Genomic DNA, 18443 nt, shown 5'->3' with positions numbered 1-18443 from the left:
AACACGCGTCCGCTATACGGTCACGATCCTCACACAAAGTGAAGGATCATGGCCGCTTCGTACGCAGCTCCCGCACCCACGCCACCCCCAGCACCACGGCCGTCGCCGCCGCCGACCACAGCACCTGCGGCCGCGCCCCCTCGTCGCACAGCATCAGGACGAGCACCGCCGCCATCGCGGCCAGCGCCACCCACGTCAGCCAGGGGAAGCCCCACATCCGCAGCGTCAGCGTCTCCGGCGCCTCCCGCTCGATCCGGCGCCGGAGCCGCAGCTGCGAGACCGCGATCAGCGCCCAGACGAAGAGCAGCACCGCGCCCACCGCGTTGAGCATGTAGAGGAAGACGGAATCCGGCCACTTCAGATTGAGCAGCACCGAGACGAAGCCGAAGGCCACCGAGGCGAGCACCGCCCGGCGCGGCACCCCGCCGCCCGCCGACCCGTCGCCCGACACCTTGAGCAGCCCCCTCGGCGCCTCCCCGCGCTCCGCGAGCGAGAACACCATCCGGGACGACCCGTACAGGTTCGCGTTGAGCGCCGAGAGCAGGGCCACGAACACCACCACGTTCATGATCTGGCCCGCCCCCGGCACCCCGATCGCGTCCAGGACCGCCACGTACGGCGACTCGCCGGGCTTCATCGACGTCCACGGCAGCAGGGTCACGATCACCAGCATCGAGCCGACGTAGAAGAGGAGGATCCGCCACACGGCGCTGCGCACCGCCCGCGCCACGTTGCGCGCCGGGTCGTCCGACTCGGCCGCCGCGATCGTGACGACCTCCAGGCCGCCGAAGGCGAAGACGACCGCGAGGACGCCGGAGACCACCCCGGCCCAGCCGTTCGGCAGGAACCCGCCCTGCCCGGTCAGGTTGGCGAGGCCGACCGGGTCGGTATCAGGCAGCAGGCCGACGATCGCGAGGACCCCGAGCGCCAGGAAGAGGACGATCGCGCCGACCTTGAGCGCCGCGAACCAGAACTCGAACTCGCCGAAGTTCCTCACCGCCGCCAGGTTGGCGACGGTGAACACGACCATGAAGACCAGCACCCAGGCCCACTGCGGAACCCCCGGCGCCCAGCCGTTCGCGATCCGCGCCGCGCCCGTCGCCTCCACGGCGAGGACCACCACGAGCAGGAACCAGTACAGCCAGCCCACCGAGAAGCCGGCCCACCGGCCCAGCGCCCGCTCCGCGTGGACCGAGAAGGCCCCCGACGCGGGCATCGCCGCCGACATCTCGCCCAGCATCCGCATGACCAGCATCGCCAGCGCGCCGGCGATCAGGTACGAGACCACGATGCCGGGTCCGGCGACGGCGATGCCCGCTCCCGAGCCGACGAAGAGCCCCGCGCCGATCACCCCGCCGAGCCCCAGCATCGTCAGGTGACGCTGCTTCAGACCGTGGGAGAGGGGCTCCGGTTCGGGAGCGAGGGAGTCGTGCATGCGGGGGCTCGTGTTCTCTGACGGTTTATGGGGACTCCACAGTCTCTCCAGTGGACGCCCCTGGGCGCAAAAGGGACCTCCTCGCACGAGTTCCCAGTGACAAGCGTCACGTGGCGCGACGCATGATCGGCGGGGTTTGTTCGATCTCCACGAAGTGCGCGACCGCCCCTTTGTGGGCGGCTGACGGTGATCGGTCGTTCACCCCTGGCATACGGTCGACCTGTCCCTCCCACCCTCACCCTCGCGGAGTACCGATGAGCACCGCCGCCGCCCCCGCCCGTACCCTCCGGGCGGGCACCGTCCTCGCCGACCTGATCCCGGCGAGCCGTGCCCGCGACATCGCCCTGGTCGTCGGCGGCGCCGCCCTGACCGGTCTCGCCGCGCAGATCTCCGTCCCGGTCCCCGGCTCCCCGGTCCCGGTCTCCGGCCAGACCTTCGCCGCCCTGCTCGTCGGCACCGCGCTCGGCGCCCGCCGCGGCTTCCTCGCCCTCGCGCTGTACGCGGTGGCCGGCATGGCGGGCGTGCCGTGGTTCGCGCAGGCCACCTCCGGCTACGGCATGCCCTCCTTCGGCTACATCCTCGGCATGCTCCTCGCCTCGACCGTGGTCGGCGCCCTCGCCCGCCGCGGCGCCGACCGCTCGGTGCTCCGCACCGCCGGCGCCATGGCCCTCGGCTCCGCGATCATCTACGCCGTCGGCGTCCCCTACCTGGCCCTCGCCACCGGCATGACCCTCGGCCAGGCCGTCGCCGCCGGCCTCACGCCCTTCCTCATCGGCGACGCCCTCAAGGCCGCCCTCGCCATGGGCGCCCTGCCGGCCGCCTGGAAGCTCGTCGGCCGCAAGGGCTGAGCCCCGCCGGACACACGAGGAGGGCCCGTCGTTCCCCGGGGAACGACGGGCCCTCCTCGTATGCGTGCTGCTAGCGCGTCACAGGCGCTCGAGCTCGGTCTCCGGCGCGGCGGAGAGCTTCCCGAACTTCTGCCGGACCAGCGCGACGGCGATCACCAGGGCGGCCACCAGGAGCGAGAGGACGACCTGCTCGCGGGCGCTGCCGCCGTCGTACAGCATGTAGCCGAGGACGAAGACGATCATGCCGATCGTGGCCCAGGTCAGGTACGGGAAGAGCCACATCCGCACCACGAGCTTCTCCGGCGACTCCCGCAGGATGATGCCGCGCATCCGCAGCTGGGTCACGCAGATGACCAGCCAGACGAAGAGCGCGACCGCGCCGGAGGAGTTCAGCAGGAAGGCGAAGACGGTGTCCGGCCACTTGTAGTTGAAGAAGACCGCGACGAAGCCGAAGACGACCGAGCCGAGGATCGCCGCCGTCGGGACGCCCCGCTTGTTGACCTTGGCGAAGGCCTTGGGCGCGTCACCGCGCTGCCCGAGCGAGAAGGCCATGCGCGAGGCCGTGTAGAGGCCCGAGTTCAAGCAGGACAGGACGGCCGTGAGGACGATCACGTTCATGATCTGGCCGGCGTTCGCGATGCCGATGGAGTCGAGGGCGGCGACGTACGAGCCCTTCTCGACGATCGACTTGTCGTTCCACGGCAGCAGGGTCAGGACGATGAAGATCGAGCCCAGGTAGAAGACGCCGATCCGCCAGATGACGCTGTTGGTGGCCTTGGTGACGGCCTTCTGCGGGTCCTCCGACTCGCCGGCGGCCAGGGTGACGATCTCGCTGCCCATGAAGGAGAAGACGACCATCAGCACACCGGTGAGGATCGCCCCGGCACCCATCGGGAAGAAGCCCCCGCTGTCGGTGAGGTGCGCGAAGCCCGCGCCCGGGTTGTCCGAGCCGGGGAGCACCCCGAAGACGGCCAGCATGCCGATGACGACGAAGGCGCCGATGGCGACGACCTTGATCCCGGCGAACCAGAACTCGAACTCGCCGTAGGAGGCGACCGAGCCGAGGTTGGTGGCGGTCAGCACCACCATCACGATGAGCGCCCAGCCCCACTGCGGCACCGCGGGGACCCAGCTCTCCAGGATCTTGGCGCCGGCGGTGGCCTCGACGGCGAGGACGACGACCCAGAAGAACCAGTACAGCCAGCCGATGCTGAAGCCGGCCCAGCGGCCGAGGGCCCGGTCCGCGTAGGCGGAGAAGGAGCCGGAGGACGGCCGGGCGGCGGCCATCTCGCCGAGCATCCGCATCACGAAGACGACCATGGCGCCGACGAGTGCGTAGGAGAGCAGGATCGCGGGGCCGGCCGCGGCGATGCCGGAGCCGGAGCCGACGAAGAGGCCGGCGCCGATCACGCCGCCGATGGCGATCATCGACAGGTGGCGGTTCTTGAGTCCGGCCTTGAGGCCGTCGGAGGAGGGCGCGGTCCCGGTGGTGCCGGTCTCCTGGCCGTCCTTCGGCAGGGTCGGTTGCGTGTTCATCGACGCTTCCTCGTGTGTGGGGGGCGCTCGGGTCGCGAGCCCGAGCATTCAACCCTGTGAACGGGGGTGATCGGAAGACCTCATTCCGGATTGTGGTGCGGGCGACCTCGCGAGAGTCGAAGGTCCGTACCAGGGCGGGTGAAGGTCCCGACCCCGCTGCCTGCTACCCGGGCCCTGGCGTGCCACACTCGGCATCATGCGCGTCTACATCGGTTCCGACCACGCCGGTTTCGAACTCAAGAACCACCTCGTCGAGTGGCTCAAGGCCCACGGCCACGAGCCCGTCGACTGCGGTCCCCACATCTACGACGCCCTCGACGACTATCCGCCGTTCTGCCTGCGTGCCGCCGAGAAGACGGCCGCGGACCCGGACAGCCTGGGCATCGTCATCGGCGGCTCCGGCAACGGCGAGCAGATCGCCGCGAACAAGGTGAAGGGGGTCCGCGCCGCCCTCGCCTGGAGCGAGCAGACCGCCGCCCTCGGCCGCGAGCACAACAACGCCAACGTGATCTCCGTCGGCGGCCGGATGCACACCCGGGAAGAGGCGACCAAGTTCGTCGAGATCTTCCTCAACACCCCGTACTCCGGTGACGAGCGTCACACCCGCCGCATCGACATGCTCACCGCGTACGAGACCACCGGCGAGCTCCCCCCGATCCCGGCGCACCACCCGCAGGAGCCGACCGCCTGATGCCCGAGGGGCACACCATCCACCGGCTGGCCGCCGACCACCGCGAGCGGTTCGGCGGCCGGCCCGTGCGCGTCTCCAGCCCGCAGGGCAGGTTCGCCGACTCGGCGGCCCTGCTCGACGGCGCCGTCCTGGAGACCGCGGAGGCCCACGGCAAGCACCTCTTCCTCGGCTTCGAGGGCATGGGCTGGATCCACATCCACCTCGGCCTCTTCGGCAAGGTGGACTTCGGCGACGCCCCCGCCCCGCCGCCCACCGACACCGTCCGGCTGCGGCTCGCCGTCCCCGACGCCTACGTCGACCTGCGCGGCCCCACCACCTGCGCGTACATCACGGACGCCGAGAAGCAGGCGATACACGACCGCCTCGGCCCCGACCCGCTCCGCGCCGGCGACGACCCCGGCCGGGCATGGCGCCGCGTCGCCAGGTCCCGCACCACCGTCGCCGCCCTCCTCATGGACCAGAAGGTCATCGCCGGCGTCGGCAACGTCTACCGCGCCGAAGTCCTCTTCCGGCACGGCATCGACCCCTACCGCGCCGGCAAGGACCTCACGCCGGGGGAGTGGGACGCGATCTGGACCGACCTCGCCGCGCTCATGCGCGAAGGCGTCCGCCTCAACCGCATCGACACCGTCCGCCCCGAGCACACCCCCGAGGCCATGGGCCGCCCGCCCCGCGTCGACGACCACGGCGGCGAGGTCTACGTCTACCGCCGGGCCCACCAGCCGTGCCACATCTGCCGGGACGCGATCCGCACCGCCGACCTCGCCGCCCGCAACCTCTTCTGGTGCCCCACCTGCCAGGTCCGCTAGGGCCCGTCCGGCCCTTCGCGCCGGATCAGGCCGGGCTCGCGGGGTCGCTTTCCGGACACTCCTAGAACCCGTGCGGCAGCCAGGGCGCGACAGGGTGCCCGAACGCCACCGAGGCCTCCACCAGCGCCCCCTCCCGAAGCTCCCGCACCCGCCCGGCCGCGGCCAGCGACACCAGCGACGTCCCACCCAGATACGCCGCCCCCAACTCCCGTACCGACAGCGCCAGCTCCGCCGCGTCCCCGGTCCGCACGCAGGTCGCCCCCTTCGCGTCGCCCGTCAGCCGCCAACGCCCCTCGTTCCACGGGCAGAACGCGTCCTCGACCTCGAACACCACGTCCACCGGCGCCTGGTAGGTCCGCGCCTCCAGCGCCGCGCCCACGTCCACGAGCCGCAGGAACAGCGCCTCCCGCGCCTTCGGTTCGCACCGCCGCACGTCCGACACCAGGTGCCGCCACGCGCCGTCCACCGGACCGCTTTGGATCCGCACCGTCGACGTCAGGTCCACCGAGCACAGGAACCGCCACAGCGCCGCCTCCGCGGCCGGGTCGAGCGCCAGCACCTGCTCCACCACCACGGAGCCGTCCGCCCCCGCGAACGACCAGTTCGGCCTGATCGCGTAGTGCGTGAAGCCCACGACCTCCCCGTCCCGCTCCGCCAGCACGCACAGCCGCGGCGAGGCGCCCTCGCGCTCCGACTCGGGGTCGAGCAGCGGCAGCCGCTCCCAGCCGGGCCGGCGGGCCAGCATCCCGGGCCGCGACGGCACCAGCCGGGCGTACACCTCCTCGCAGACCGCCGAGGACTCCGTCAGGCCCGCCTGCCGCAGCGTCACCCCGTTCACGCCGTCCGGCAGCGAGAGCCGCACCCGGTTCGTGTCGACCGCCGCGCGCTCGGTCCACGTCGCGGCGCCGTAGCCGAACCGCCCGTAGATCGCCGGCTCGGAGGCCGTCAGCACGGCCAGCGGCTCACCCGCCGCCCGCACGTCGTCGAGCTGCCGCCGCATCATCGAGGTCAGGATCCCGCGCCGCCGGTGCGTGCCCGCCACGCTCACCATCGTCACGCCCGCCGCCGGTACGAGCGCCCCGCCCGGCACCGTGAGCCGGAACGAGAACGCGCCCGCCGTCCCCACGCACAGGTCCCCGTCCCAGACCCCGAGCGACCGCTCGAACTCCGTCAGGTCCCGCCACAGGGCGCGCGCGTCCGGCGGCTCGTGAATGCCCCCGAACGCGAGGTCCAGCACAGCGAACCAGCGATCCCACTCGTTCGGGTCAAGCACCCGGAGTTCAGTCGTCATATGCCATCGATATCAGCGGCGCACGCCCGGGGCGACCCGATTTCACGCACATTGTCACCGGGGTACCCCTGCGCGATGACAGGACGTGTGGATAGGGTCCAGGCCAATGGGACACCGCGCCGGAGTGAACGCGTACGCGGCCCGGCTGCGCAGGCGCGCCCGCCGGGCCCGCGTCGCCCTGCGCAAGTCCGCCGTCGACTACTTCCGCGGCGACGGCGCCGACTGGCTCGCCTTCGCCGGACTCATGCTGCTGATCCCGGCCATCGCCTGGGGAACGATCCTCAACCCGATCTGGTGCGCGCCCACCGCGCTCGCCCTGCCGATCGTGGCCGGCGGACTGCTGCTGCGCCCCGCCAGCCTGCTGGGGCTGTACGCCACCGCGGCCGGCGCCCTGATCGTCGAGTCCGTCGTCCTCGGCCCCTACACCCAGGGCCCCGCCCGGGTCACCCCCGGCACCGTCCTCGTCGTCGCCGCGTGCGGCCTCTTCGGACTGCTCATCGCCCAGTTCCGGGCCCGGGTCGGCGTGCCCTGGCGGCGCGGCGGCACCATGCTCTTCGACCTGCGCGAACGCATCCGGGTGCAGAGCGCCCTGCCGCGCCTCCCGCAGGGCTGGCACCGCGAGATGGCGCTCCGCCCGGCCGGCGGCCAGTCCTTCTCCGGCGACTTCGTCGTCGCCGCCCGCACCCACGGCGGCCGGACCCTGGAGGTCGTGCTCACCGACGTCTCCGGCAAGGGCATGGACGCGGCCTCCCGCTCCCTGCTGCTCTCCGGTGCCTTCGGCGGCCTCCTCGGCTCGCTGCCGCCGCACGGCTTCCTCCCCGCGGCCAACGGCTATCTGCTCCGCCAGAACTGGGACGAGGGCTTCGCCACCTCGATCCACCTCGTCCTCGACCTGGAGTCCGGCGACTACGAGCTCTACTCCGCCGGCCACCTGCCCGCCCTCCAGCTCCACGCGGGCAACGGCCGCTGGGAGGAGAAGGCCGCCGACGGCCCGCTCCTCGGCGTCTACGACGGCGCCGAGTTCCACCCGGTCAAGGGCTCGCTGCGCCCCGGCGACGTCCTCATGCTCTTCACCGACGGCCTCGTCGAGGCCGCCGACCGGGACATCGCCGAGGGCATCGACCGCCTCACCGGCGAGGCCGACCGCTGCGTCGTCGAGGGCTTCGAGGGCGTCGCCTGGCACCTCATCGAGGCCGTCGCCAAGGACGTCAACGACGACCGCGCCCTCCTCCTCATCTCCCGCCCGGTCTGACCCGCCGCCCTCCCCGGGCGAAGTGATCTTCCGCACGACGATTCGTCACCCGGCAGCGAGGGCAAGGGGGTTGGTGGCACGATGGAGGCAGCGGGGGGTGTTCCGGGACACGGGCTCCCTGGTGGGCAACGTGAGACCGACCGAGGGTGTGATCAGTTGTGGCCATTTCACTGTCTGTGGTGTTGCTCTTGGCAATCATCCTGGTGGTGCTGATCCGCGGGGGGAACCTCAAGGGCGGTCCGGCCGTCGTCGCCGTCCTCTTCGGCTTCTTCCTCGCCTCCACCGGCATGGCCGACGACATCCAGCGCTTCCTGGACTCGATAACGCAGACGGTCGCCTCCATCAAGTTCTGACGACGCCCTCGCGTTCCGACGACGACACCGCGTTCCGGCGCCACCGGAAGCGGCGACGACGGGCCCCCGCCGGGACCGGCGGGGGCCCGTCGCGCGCACGGACCGGGCCGGATCGGTCCGGAACGCAGAAAACCCCAGGGTGACCTGGGGTTTTCTCGGTTCAGAGCGGGTGACGGGAATCGAACCCGCGTAGCTAGTTTGGAAGACTAGTGCTCTACCATTGAGCTACACCCGCACAGCGTCGCGCCGCAGGTCACGAGGACCGCGGCACGAGGAGCATGGTAGCCGGTCGACGGCGTTCTTCGCACACTCCGAAAACGGGGGGCGCCGCACAGTCCCCGTCCATGTACCCTACGTGTCGCACCGACGGGGTGTGGCGCAGCTTGGTAGCGCGTCCGCTTTGGGAGCGGAAGGCCGTGGGTTCAAATCCCGCCACCCCGACCATGACGATCACGCGCCCACCTCGCACGTTCTTGATCACGTTGTGGGCGTCATACCGCTTGCGGTTACTATGCAAGCTGCGTGCCCGTGTGTCTTTCTGACCGGGCCGAGCCGCCGGAGCCGCCACACGCGGTATCGGTGGAATCCAGGAATCAGCCACAAGGAGACCGAACCGTGAAGAGCGCCGTGGAGACCCTGAACCCGACCCGGGTTCGGCTCACTGTCGAGGTGCCCTTCGAGGAGCTCAAGGACAGCCTCGACGCGGCGTACAAGAAGATCAACCAGCAGGTCACGGTCAAGGGCTTCCGCAAGGGCAAGATCCCGGCTCGCGTGATCGACCAGCGGTTCGGCCGCGGCGCCGTGCTGGAGGAGGCCGTCAACGACGCGCTCCCGAAGTTCTACACCGAGGCCGTCAACGAGGCCGAGGTCAACCCGCTGGGTCAGCCCGAGGTCGACATCACCGAGCTGAAGGACGGCGAGCTGCTGGCCTTCACCGCCGAGGTCGACATCCGCCCGACGATCGAGATCCCGGACTACTCCGGCATCGAGGTCACCGTCGACGCGGTCGAGGTCACCGACGAGGACGTCGAGAAGTCCGTGGAGCAGCTCCGCGAGCGCTTCGCCTCGACCTCCCCCGTCGAGCGCGCCGCCCAGGACGGCGACGTCGTCACCATCGACCTCGAGGCCAAGGTCGACGGCGAGGTCCTGCCCGACGGTGTCGCCAGCGACGTGTCGTACACCATCGGCTCCGGCGAGCTGCTCGACGGCATCGACGAGGCCGTCAAGGGCCTGGAGGCCGGTGGCGAGGCCACCTTCACCTCGCAGCTGAAGGGCGGCTCCGCCGAGGGCAAGGACGCGGAGGTCACCGTCAAGGTCACCACCGTCGCCGCCCGTGAGCTCCCCGAGCTCGACGACGAGTTCGCGCAGATGGCGTCGGAGTTCGACACCCTCGACGAGCTCAAGGCCGACAGCCGCAAGCGCCTCGAGAACATGAAGCAGTTCGACCAGGCCACCCAGGCCCAGGAGCGCGTCCTCGACGAGCTCCTCAAGCTGGTCGAGGTCCCGATGCCCGAGAAGCTTCTCGAGGACGAGATCAACACCCGCAAGCACAACCTGGAGCACCACCAGCTCGGCCAGATGGGCCTCGACCTCGCGAAGTACCTGGAGATCCAGGGCAAGACCGAGGAAGAGTTCCTGGCCGAGACCAAGGAGCAGGCCGAGAAGGGCATCAAGACGCAGTTCATCCTCGATGAGCTCGTCAACAAGGAGAAGCTCGACGTCTCCCGCGAGGAGCTCACCGAGCACCTGTTCCGCCGTGCCGCCTCCTCCGGCATGAGCCCCGACCAGTTCGCCCAGGCCGTGGCCCAGGGCGGCCAGGTGCCGATGCTCGTCGGCGAGGTCGCCCGCGGCAAGGCCCTCGCGGTCGTCGTCGAGGCCGCCAAGGTCGTCGACACCAACGGTGAGGTCGTCGACCTCGCCGACGACGAGGACGAGGTCGAGACCGCCGCCGAGGCCGTCGAGGCCGTCACCGGCGAGGCCGAGGTCTCCGAGGACAAGTAAGCGGCTCCGCGCCCCGGCGCGGAACCCCGTCCACGGGCCCGTACGCACAGCAGTGCGTCCGGGCCCGTGGACGTACCAGGACCCCCTTGCACGCCCCCAACTACCTTGCGCTCCCAGCGAACAGTTCGGGAAGCGGGATGGTGTTGTCCTACCTGCGCGTTAGGGTCCATGAATACGAGGGCAGTGCCCTCTGAACGAGACGCTGAGACGGCCTGGGCCGTCGGAGACGAGCAGGTGGATACGTGACGAATCTGAAGCCTTACGCCGCGGGTGAGCCGTCCATCGGTGGCGGCCTCGGCGACCATGTCTACAACCGGCTCCTCGGCGAGCGCATCATCTTCCTCGGCCAGCAGGTCGACGACGAGATCGCCAACAAGATCACCGCCCAGATGCTCCTCCTGGCCGCCGAGCCGGAGAAGGACATCTTCCTGTACATCAACAGCCCCGGTGGCTCCGTGACGGCCGGCATGGCCGTCTACGACACCATGCAGTTCATCCCGAACGACGTCGTCACCATCGGTATGGGCATGGCGGCCTCCATGGGCCAGTTCCTGCTCACCGCCGGCGCCCCCGGCAAGCGCTTCGCGCTGCCGAACACCGACATCCTGATGCACCAGGGCTCCGCCGGCATCGGCGGCACGGCCTCCGACATCAAGATCCAGGCCGAGTACCTCCTTCGCACGAAGAAGCGCATGGCCGAGATCACCGCGCAGCACTCCGGCCAGACCGTCGAGGCGATCATCCGCGACGGTGACCGCGACCGCTGGTTCACCGCGCAGGAGGCCAAGGACTACGGCCTCATCGACGACATCATCACGCACGCCGCGGGTGTTCCGGGCGGCGGCGGCACGGGCGCCTGAGCGCCGGCAGCCGCCGAAGAGCCCCCCTCCCCCCGCCGAACGCCACCAGGACGGTGAACACCCCGATGCTTAACAACCTCTCCGCGAGCGGCCTCTACACGGGCACGCCGATGGACAACCGCTACGTCGTGCCCCGCTTCGTCGAGCGCACCTCGCAGGGCATCCGCGAGTACGACCCGTACGCGAAGCTCTTCGAGGAGCGTGTGATCTTCCTCGGCGTGCAGATCGACGACGCCTCGGCCAACGACGTCATGGCGCAGCTGCTGTGCCTGGAGTCGATGGACCCGGACCGCGACATCTCGATCTACATCAACAGCCCCGGTGGCTCCTTCACCGCGCTGACGGCGATCTACGACACGATGCAGTTCGTGAAGCCGGACATCCAGACGGTCTGCATGGGCCAGGCGGCCTCCGCCGCGGCCGTGCTGCTGGCCGCCGGCACCCCCGGCAAGCGGATGGCCCTGCCGAACGCCCGGGTGCTGATCCACCAGCCCTCCGGCGGCACCGGCCGTGAGCAGCTCTCCGACCTGGAGATCGCGGCCAACGAGATCCTGCGCATGCGCAGCCAGCTGGAGGAGATGCTGGCCAAGCACTCCTCGACGCCGATCGAGAAGATCCGCGACGACATCGAGCGCGACAAGATCCTGACCGCCGAGGACGCCCTGGCGTACGGCCTGGTCGACCAGATCGTCTCGACCCGTAAGAGCACGGCCGCCGCGGCACACTGACGCCCGACCTTCCCCTGGCACGGCCCGTGTGGCCGAATCCCGACCATGTGAACCGTGCCAAGGGGGGCCCGAACGAGGGGCCCGGCAAGGTACCGTCGAATATGAGGCACCAGGAGTCGCTGAACCAGGCGCTCCCAGGCGAAGGGGAAGCACCTCGTGGCACGCATCGGTGATGGCGGCGACCTGCTCAAGTGCTCGTTCTGCGGAAAGAGCCAGAAGCAGGTGAAGAAGCTCATCGCGGGACCCGGTGTGTACATCTGCGACGAGTGCATCGACCTCTGCAACGAGATCATCGAGGAAGAACTCGCGGAGACGAGCGAGGTGCGCTGGGAGGAACTTCCCAAGCCCCGCGAGATCTACGAGTTCCTCGAGGGGTACGTCGTCGGGCAGGAGCCCGCGAAGAAGGCCCTCTCGGTCGCGGTGTACAACCACTACAAGCGCGTCCAGGCCGGCGAGAACGGCGGCGCGCAGGGCCGGGACGACGCCATCGAACTGGCCAAGTCCAACATTCTGCTGCTCGGCCCCACGGGCTCCGGGAAGACGCTGCTGGCGCAGACCCTGGCCCGCATGCTCAACGTCCCGTTCGCCATCGCCGACGCGACGGCGCTGACGGAGGCCGGCTATGTCGGCGAGGACGTCGAGAACATCCTGCTCAAGCTGATCCAGGCCGCGGACTACGACGTCAAGAAGGCCGAGACCGGGATCATCTACATCGACGAGATCGACAAGGTCGCCCGTAAGAGCGAAAACCCGTCGATCACGCGTGACGTCTCCGGCGAGGGCGTGCAGCAGGCCCTGCTGAAGATCCTGGAGGGCACCACCGCCTCCGTACCGCCGCAGGGCGGCCGGAAGCACCCGCACCAGGAGTTCATCCAGATCGACACGACGAACGTGCTCTTCATCGTGGGCGGCGCCTTCGCCGGCCTGGAGAAGATCATCGAGTCGCGGGCGGGCGCCAAGGGCATCGGCTTCGGGGCGACCATCCGCTCCAAGCGCGAGATCGAGGCGAGCGACCAGTTCCAGGAGGTCATGCCGGAGGACCTGGTGAAGTTCGGGATGATCCCGGAGTTCATCGGCCGCCTCCCCGTCCTCACCTCGGTCCACAACCTGGACCGCGAGGCGCTCCTCCAGATCCTCGTCGAGCCGCGCAACGCGCTGGTCAAGCAGTACCAGCGCCTCTTCGAACTCGACGGCGTGGAGCTGGACTTCGACCGCCCCGCCCTGGAGGCCATCGCCGACCAGGCGATCCTCCGCGGCACCGGCGCGCGCGGCCTGCGCGCCATCATGGAGGAGGTCCTCCAGTCGGTGATGTACGAGGTCCCGTCCCGCAAGGACGTGGCCCGGGTCGTCATCACGGCCGACGTCGTCCGCGACAACGTCAACCCGACGCTGGTCCCGCGGATCGTGAAGAACGACGGCAGGCACGAGAAGTCGGCCTGACGCAGAGCGAAACGAGTGAGGGGGTCCCGCCTTCGGGCGGGACCCCCTCACTCGTTTCCGGTCAGCGGATCAGAGCTTGACGCGGACTTCCTTGCGGAGCTTGGCGGTGGTGGCGGCGGCGTCCTCGGCGGAGCCGCCCTTGCCCGTGAGCATGGAGGCCATGTCGAGCGGGACGACCATGCCGACCGTGCTGTGGTCGGCCCACACGCACATCGTCATCGTCATCGCGGGGATGCTGGCGGAGGGGTCCGCCTTCGTCTTGAGCTGCTGGCACTTGAGCACCGCGCCGTCGAGCTCGGCGGGCTCGTACGCCTGCGGGCTGCCGACCAGCTCGGGCGCGTCCTTGTCGCTCTTGTCCTTCTCCGCCTCGGCCTTGGTGTAGGTGAAGATGGAGTCGACGACCTTCTCGGGGTCCTCGATCTCGCCGTAGAGGCCGTTGAGGGAGACCATCTTGCCGCCGAGCGGGTTGGACGGGTCCTTCACGTCCCAGGAGGCGTCGACCTCCTTGGCGTTCTTGACGCCGTTCTTCTCGGCCTCCTTCAGGGAGTCCTTGTCGGAGGAACCTCCCTTGGAGGGGGTCTTCTTGTACTCCCCGAGGACCGTCTCCGGCGTGATCAGCTTGTGGGGGCCGTCGTCCGCGACCGACGAACCGCCGCCGCCCAGCAGGAAGTACGCGCCCACGCCGATCGCCGTCACGACCGCGACCGCGCCGATGATCCAGCCGGCCTTGGACTTCTTGGGGGCCGGCGGGTGCGGCACGTAGCCGCCGGGGCCCTGGGGGGCGCCGTACTGCGGCTGCTGGCCGTACGGGCCGGGCTGCTGGGGCTGCTGCGGGTAGCCGTACGGCTGCTGCGGCGGCACGCCCTGCGGGGCCTGCTGGGGGTATCCGTAACCGGGCTGGGGAGCCTGCGGCTGGCCGTACGGGCCGGGCTGCTGCGGCTGCTGGCCGTAGGGGCCCGGCTGGCCGCCGTAGGGCCCGGGCTGCTGGGGCGGCTGGCCGCCGTACGGGCCCGGCTGGTTGTAGCTCATCGACAGGTTCCCCTCACAGGATGTTTATGCCTACCGAACATCCTGGCGGAACCCTTGGCCCGGAAGTGCGGCGGGGGCCACACCGTTACCGAACCAAAGCGTTTCAGGACAAGGCCGGGACACCCCTAAACTGGCCCCGTGACCGAGAACACTCAGCAGCAGACAGCGCCCACCACCGAACTGCCGACCCAGTACGCGCCGGCCGAGGTAGAGGGGCCGCTGTACGAGCGCTGGGTGGAGCGCGGGTACTTCGAGGCGGACGCCAAGAGCGAGAAGCCGCCGTACACGATCGTCATCCCGCCGCCGAACGTCACCGGTTCGCTCCACCTGGGCCACGCCTTCGAGCACACGCTGATCGACGCCCTCACCCGCCGCAAGCGCATGCAGGGCTTCGAGACGCTGTGGCAGCCGGGCATGGACCACGCCGGCATCGCCACCCAGAACGTCGTCGAGCGCGAGCTCGCCAAGGAGGGCAAGTCCCGCCACGACCTGGGCCGTGAGGCGTTCGTCGAGCGCGTCTGGCAGTGGAAGGCCGAGTCCGGCGGCCAGATCTCGGGCCAGATGAAGCGTCTGGGTGACGGCGTCGCCTGGTCCCGCGAGCGCTTCACCATGGACGAGGGCCTGTCCCAGGCCGTCCAGACCATCTTCAAGAAGCTGTACGACGACGAGCTGATCTACCGCGCCGAGCGCATCATCAACTGGTGCCCGCGCTGTCTGACGGCCATCTCCGACATCGAGGTCGAGTACCAGGACGACGAGGGCGAGCTCGTCTCCATCCGCTACGGCGAGGGGGACGACTCGCTGGTCGTCGCCACCACCCGCGCCGAGACGATGCTCGGTGACACGGCCGTCGCCGTCCACCCCGACGACGAGCGGTACAAGCACCTGGTCGGCAAGCAGATCAAGCTGCCGCTGACCGACCGCTCGATCCCGGTCGTCGCCGACACCCACGTCGACCCCGAGTTCGGCACCGGCGCCGTCAAGGTGACCCCGGCGCACGACCCGAACGACTTCGAGATCGGCCAGCGCCACAACCTGCCGAACCTCGCCGTCATGGACGAGCGCGCGGTCATCACCGTCCACGGCCCCTTCCAGGGCCTGGACCGCCTGGAGGCGCGTTCCGCCATCGTCGCCGCGCTGCGCGCCGAGGGCCGGATCGTCGCCGAGAAGCGTCCGTACGTCCACTCCGTCGGCCACTGCTCGCGCTGCAAGACCACCATCGAGCCGCGCCTGTCGATGCAGTGGTGGGTCAAGGTCGGCCCGCTCGCCCAGGCCGCCGGTGACGCGGTCCGCGACGGCAAGGTCAAGATCCACCCGCAGGAGATGGAGAAGCGGTACTTCGACTGGGTCGACAACCTGCACGACTGGTGCATCTCGCGCCAGCTGTGGTGGGGCCACCGCATCCCGGTCTGGTACGGCCCGAACGGCGAGGTCGTCTGCGTCGGACCGGACGAGCAGCCGCCGGCGGGCGAGGGCTGGCACCAGGACACGGACGTCCTGGACACCTGGTTTTCCTCCGGCCTCTGGCCGTTCTCCACGCTCGGCTGGCCCGAGCGGACGGAGAGCCTGGCGAAGTTCTACCCGAACTCCGTCCTGGTCACCGGCTACGACATCCTCTTCTTCTGGGTCGCCCGGATGATGATGTTCGGTCTGTACGCGATGGACGGCACCCCGCCGTTCCACACCATCGCCCTGCACGGCATGGTCCGTGACCAGAACGGCAAGAAGATGTCGAAGTCCTTCGGCAACGTGGTCAACCCGCTGGACTGGATGGACGAGTACGGCTCCGACGCCGTCCGCTTCACCCTGGCCAACGGCGCCAACCCGGGCGTCGACGTCCCGATCGGCGAGGACTGGGTCAAGGCGTCCCGCAACTTCGCCAACAAGATCTGGAACGCCACCCGCTTCGCGCTCATGAACGGCGCGACCGTCGAGGGCGAACTGCCCCCGGTCGAGCAGCTGTCCGCCACCGACCGCTGGATCCTGTCCCGTCTCAACGCGACGGTGGCCCAGGTCGACGCGTACTACGAGGACTACCAGTTCGCGAAGCTCAGCGACGCGCTCTACCACTTCGCGTGGGACGAGGTCTTCGACTGGTACGTCGAGCTGTCGAAGACGACGTTCTTCGCGGGCGGGGAGCAGGCCAAGGTCTCCGGCCGGGTCCTCGGCGAGGTCCTGGACGTCATGCTGCGGCTGCTGCACCCGATCGTCCCGTTCGTCACCGAGACCCTGTGGACCACGCTGACCGGGGGCGAGTCCCTCGTCATCGCCGAGTGGCCGAAGGACTCGGGCTTCCGGGACCAGGCCGCCGAGGCGGAGATCGAGAACCTCCAGCAGGTCGTCACCGAGGTCCGTCGCTTCCGCGCCGACCAGGGCCTCCAGCCGGGCCAGAAGGTCCCGGCCCGTCTGGAGCTCGGCGACACCGCCCTCGCCGCGCACGAGGCGGCCATCCGGCAGCTGCTGCGGCTCCAGCCGGAGGGCGAGGACTTCTCCGCCACCGCCTCCCTGCCGATCGCGGGCGCCACGGTCGCGCTCGACCTGTCGGGCACGATCGACGTCGCCGCCGAGCGCAAGCGCCTCGCCAAGGACCTCGCGGCCGCGGAGAAGGAGAAGGCCCAGGCCGAGGCCAAGCTCGGGAACGAGGCCTTCCTGGCCAAGGCCCCCGACAACGTCGTGGACAAGATCAAGGGCCGTCTCGCCAAGGCGGACGAGGACATCGCCCGCATCGGGACCCAGCTGGCGAACCTGCCGCAGGCCTGATCCGTACGACGCGAAGGGCCCGGAACCGGTCATCGGTTCCGGGCCCTTCCCGCACCCCTGATACCCTGTCAAATCGGATGAAGTGCCCGATGTCACATCAGACGGGACTTCGGGTCCACGGCGCCGGGACGAAGGACCCGGGATGATGGAGGACATGCCCCGCCTCCCCGCCGTCCCCGCGCTGCGCCGTTGCGTGGACCGGTGGGCGGTCTCGCCCCGCGCCCTCGACGTCGTCACCGCGCTCAGCGCCTTCGGCCTGATGGTCCTGGACGTGCCGGGTCTCGCCCGCGCCGACAACTCCCTCACCGGGGTCACCGCGACCCTGGTCCTCGCGGCCGGCGCGGCCACGCTGGTACTGAGGCGGCGGCTGCCGTGGGCGCCGTACGTCGTGGCGCTCGGCCTGATGGGCTGGCTGCACGAGCTCACCATGATCCAGTTCGCGCTGTACTCGATCGGCCGGTTCCGGGGACGCCGCGCCGCGATCGCCGCGACCCTGCTCTACGTCGGCGTGGCCTACGGCCTCTTCCTCACGCCCGGCTGGCCGGCCCCGCACGGCGACACCCTCAGCGACTTCCTCAGCCTGGTCGTCCCCATCGGCGTCCTCGCCTCGGGCGTCGGCATCGCCGCCTACCGGCAGGACCTCGTCCGCGCCCTGGAGGTCCAGCGCCGCGAGGCCGTCGCCCGGCAGGCCGTCCAGGAGGAGCGGATCTCCGTCGGCCGCGACGTCCACGACCTCGTCGGCCGCGAGCTCACGGTCCTCGCGGTGCGGGCCGAGGTGCTCGCCGTACGGGCCAGGGGCGAGAGCCACCAGAAGGACTTCGAGGAGCTCGCCGACACCGCCCGGCGCGCCCACCTCATGCTCAACGAGACGATCGTGCGGCGCGCCGACCGGGACGCCGCCACCCCCGGCCTCGAAGGGCTCGCCGCGCTCGCGGCGGAGAGCGAACGGATGGGCGGCGCCGTCGAGCTGACGGTCGCCGAGGAGGCCAAGGCCCTGTCCCCGCTCCGGCAGGCGGCCGTCCACCGGGTCGTCCGGGAGTGCCTGACGAACGCCGCCAAGCACGCGCCCGGCCTGCCCGTGACGGTCACGATCACCGTCGACGGACCCGACCTGCGGATCGAGGTCCGCAACCCGCTGCCCGCCACCCCGCCGGACCCGTCCCCCGTCTCCACCGGCACCGGCCTCCTCTCCATGGAGGAGCGCGTCACCAGCATGGGCGGCACCCTCACGGCCCGCCGGGAGCGCGACGCCTACCTGGTGACCGCCCTGCTCCCGACCGGCCTCACCCGCTAGGAGGCGTCCGGAAGGCCCCGCCCGGCCCGTGGCGGCCGGGCACGCACGCTCCGGCGGGCGGCGGACCGAAAGTCCCGAAAGGGGTGGGTCCGCGGTCCTGTCGGTACCGCTCCGTA

General features: G+C 70.4%; 15 protein-coding genes and 2 tRNA genes. 12 read left to right on the top strand and 5 right to left on the bottom strand.

The annotated features are described in order from the left end of the window. Positions 1–46: 46 nt before the first annotated feature. Positions 47–1435, bottom strand: coding sequence for an amino acid permease (locus tag AC067A_RS17020; protein WP_478620590.1), 1389 nt, complete (start codon positions 1433–1435; stop codon positions 47–49). A 254-nt stretch (positions 1436–1689) separates the two neighbouring features. Here AC067A_RS17020 and AC067A_RS17015 point away from each other — a divergent pair, with 254 nt between their 5' ends. After that, a complete protein-coding gene (locus AC067A_RS17015; RefSeq protein WP_478620587.1) occupies positions 1690–2283 on the top strand; it encodes a biotin transporter BioY in 594 nt (197 codons plus the stop codon). 78 nt (positions 2284–2361) lie between these two features. Here AC067A_RS17015 and AC067A_RS17010 read toward each other — a convergent pair whose 3' ends face one another. Further along, positions 2362–3819 carry an amino acid permease gene (locus tag AC067A_RS17010; RefSeq protein ID WP_478620584.1) on the bottom strand — a complete coding sequence of 486 codons (1458 nt, stop codon included), beginning with the start codon at positions 3817–3819 and terminating at the stop codon, positions 2362–2364. 196 nt (positions 3820–4015) lie between these two features. On the opposite strand from AC067A_RS17010, the gene AC067A_RS17005 reads away from it, so the two are divergent. Next, the gene (locus AC067A_RS17005) at positions 4016–4510 is read left to right on the top strand and encodes a ribose-5-phosphate isomerase (protein WP_376594045.1); all 495 of its coding nucleotides are present in this window, start codon (positions 4016–4018) and stop codon (positions 4508–4510) included. After that, a complete protein-coding gene (locus AC067A_RS17000; RefSeq protein WP_478620580.1) occupies positions 4510–5319 on the top strand; it encodes an Fpg/Nei family DNA glycosylase in 810 nt (269 codons plus the stop codon). Before AC067A_RS17005 ends, AC067A_RS17000 begins: the two co-directional genes overlap by 1 nt. Before the next feature lie 61 nt (positions 5320–5380). Here the strand turns inward: AC067A_RS17000 and AC067A_RS16995 are convergent, their stop codons facing one another. Continuing rightward, on the bottom strand, positions 5381–6610 hold the full coding sequence (locus tag AC067A_RS16995) for a GNAT family N-acetyltransferase (RefSeq protein ID WP_478620578.1): 1230 nt from the start codon (positions 6608–6610) through the stop codon (positions 5381–5383). A 106-nt stretch (positions 6611–6716) separates the two neighbouring features. Between AC067A_RS16995 and AC067A_RS16990 the strand changes: the two genes are divergently transcribed. Beyond that, positions 6717–7862: a PP2C family protein-serine/threonine phosphatase gene (locus tag AC067A_RS16990; RefSeq protein WP_478620575.1), complete on the top strand. Its 1146-nt coding sequence runs from the start codon at positions 6717–6719 to the stop codon at positions 7860–7862. A 158-nt stretch (positions 7863–8020) separates the two neighbouring features. Then, the gene (locus AC067A_RS16985; protein WP_015033610.1) at positions 8021–8215 is read left to right on the top strand and encodes a hypothetical protein; all 195 of its coding nucleotides are present in this window, start codon (positions 8021–8023) and stop codon (positions 8213–8215) included. 164 nt (positions 8216–8379) lie between these two features. Here the strand turns inward: AC067A_RS16985 and AC067A_RS16980 are convergent. Continuing rightward, a tRNA-Gly gene (locus tag AC067A_RS16980) sits at positions 8380–8450 on the bottom strand. A 132-nt stretch (positions 8451–8582) separates the two neighbouring features. Here AC067A_RS16980 and AC067A_RS16975 point away from each other — a divergent pair. From AC067A_RS16975 to clpX, 5 genes are all read left to right on the top strand, one after another. Next, positions 8583–8659: transfer RNA gene (locus AC067A_RS16975), tRNA-Pro, on the top strand. Between the two features lie 171 nt (positions 8660–8830). After that, entirely contained in the window at positions 8831–10216 is a 1386-nt protein-coding gene (gene tig, locus AC067A_RS16970; RefSeq protein ID WP_478620573.1) for a trigger factor, read from the top strand. 242 nt (positions 10217–10458) lie between these two features. After that, entirely contained in the window at positions 10459–11076 is a 618-nt protein-coding gene (locus tag AC067A_RS16965) for an ATP-dependent Clp protease proteolytic subunit (RefSeq protein ID WP_478620570.1), read from the top strand. A gap of 65 nt (positions 11077–11141) precedes the next feature. Then, complete coding sequence (locus AC067A_RS16960; protein WP_478620567.1) at positions 11142–11804, top strand: ATP-dependent Clp protease proteolytic subunit; 663 nt, start codon at positions 11142–11144, stop codon at positions 11802–11804. Positions 11805–11960: 156 nt separating this feature from the next. Then, complete coding sequence (clpX, locus tag AC067A_RS16955; protein WP_030210686.1) at positions 11961–13244, top strand: ATP-dependent Clp protease ATP-binding subunit ClpX; 1284 nt, start codon at positions 11961–11963, stop codon at positions 13242–13244. Positions 13245–13313: 69 nt separating this feature from the next. Here the strand turns inward: clpX and AC067A_RS16950 are convergent, their stop codons facing one another. After that, on the bottom strand, positions 13314–14273 hold the full coding sequence (locus AC067A_RS16950) for a hypothetical protein (RefSeq protein ID WP_478620563.1): 960 nt from the start codon (positions 14271–14273) through the stop codon (positions 13314–13316). A 138-nt stretch (positions 14274–14411) separates the two neighbouring features. Between AC067A_RS16950 and AC067A_RS16945 the strand changes: the two genes are divergently transcribed. After that, positions 14412–17033 (top strand): valine--tRNA ligase, encoded by a 2622-nt coding sequence (locus AC067A_RS16945; protein WP_478620560.1) that lies wholly within the window; start codon positions 14412–14414, stop codon positions 17031–17033. Positions 17034–17187: 154 nt separating this feature from the next. Then, positions 17188–18327: a sensor histidine kinase gene (locus AC067A_RS16940; RefSeq protein ID WP_478620557.1), complete on the top strand. Its 1140-nt coding sequence runs from the start codon at positions 17188–17190 to the stop codon at positions 18325–18327. The last annotated feature ends 116 nt before the right edge of the window (positions 18328–18443 follow it).

It is taken from the genome of Streptomyces sp. NPDC043176 (assembly GCF_056436715.1).
Note: the sequence above shows the minus strand (reverse complement) of the source record. Positions and strands in the feature narration are given on the sequence as shown.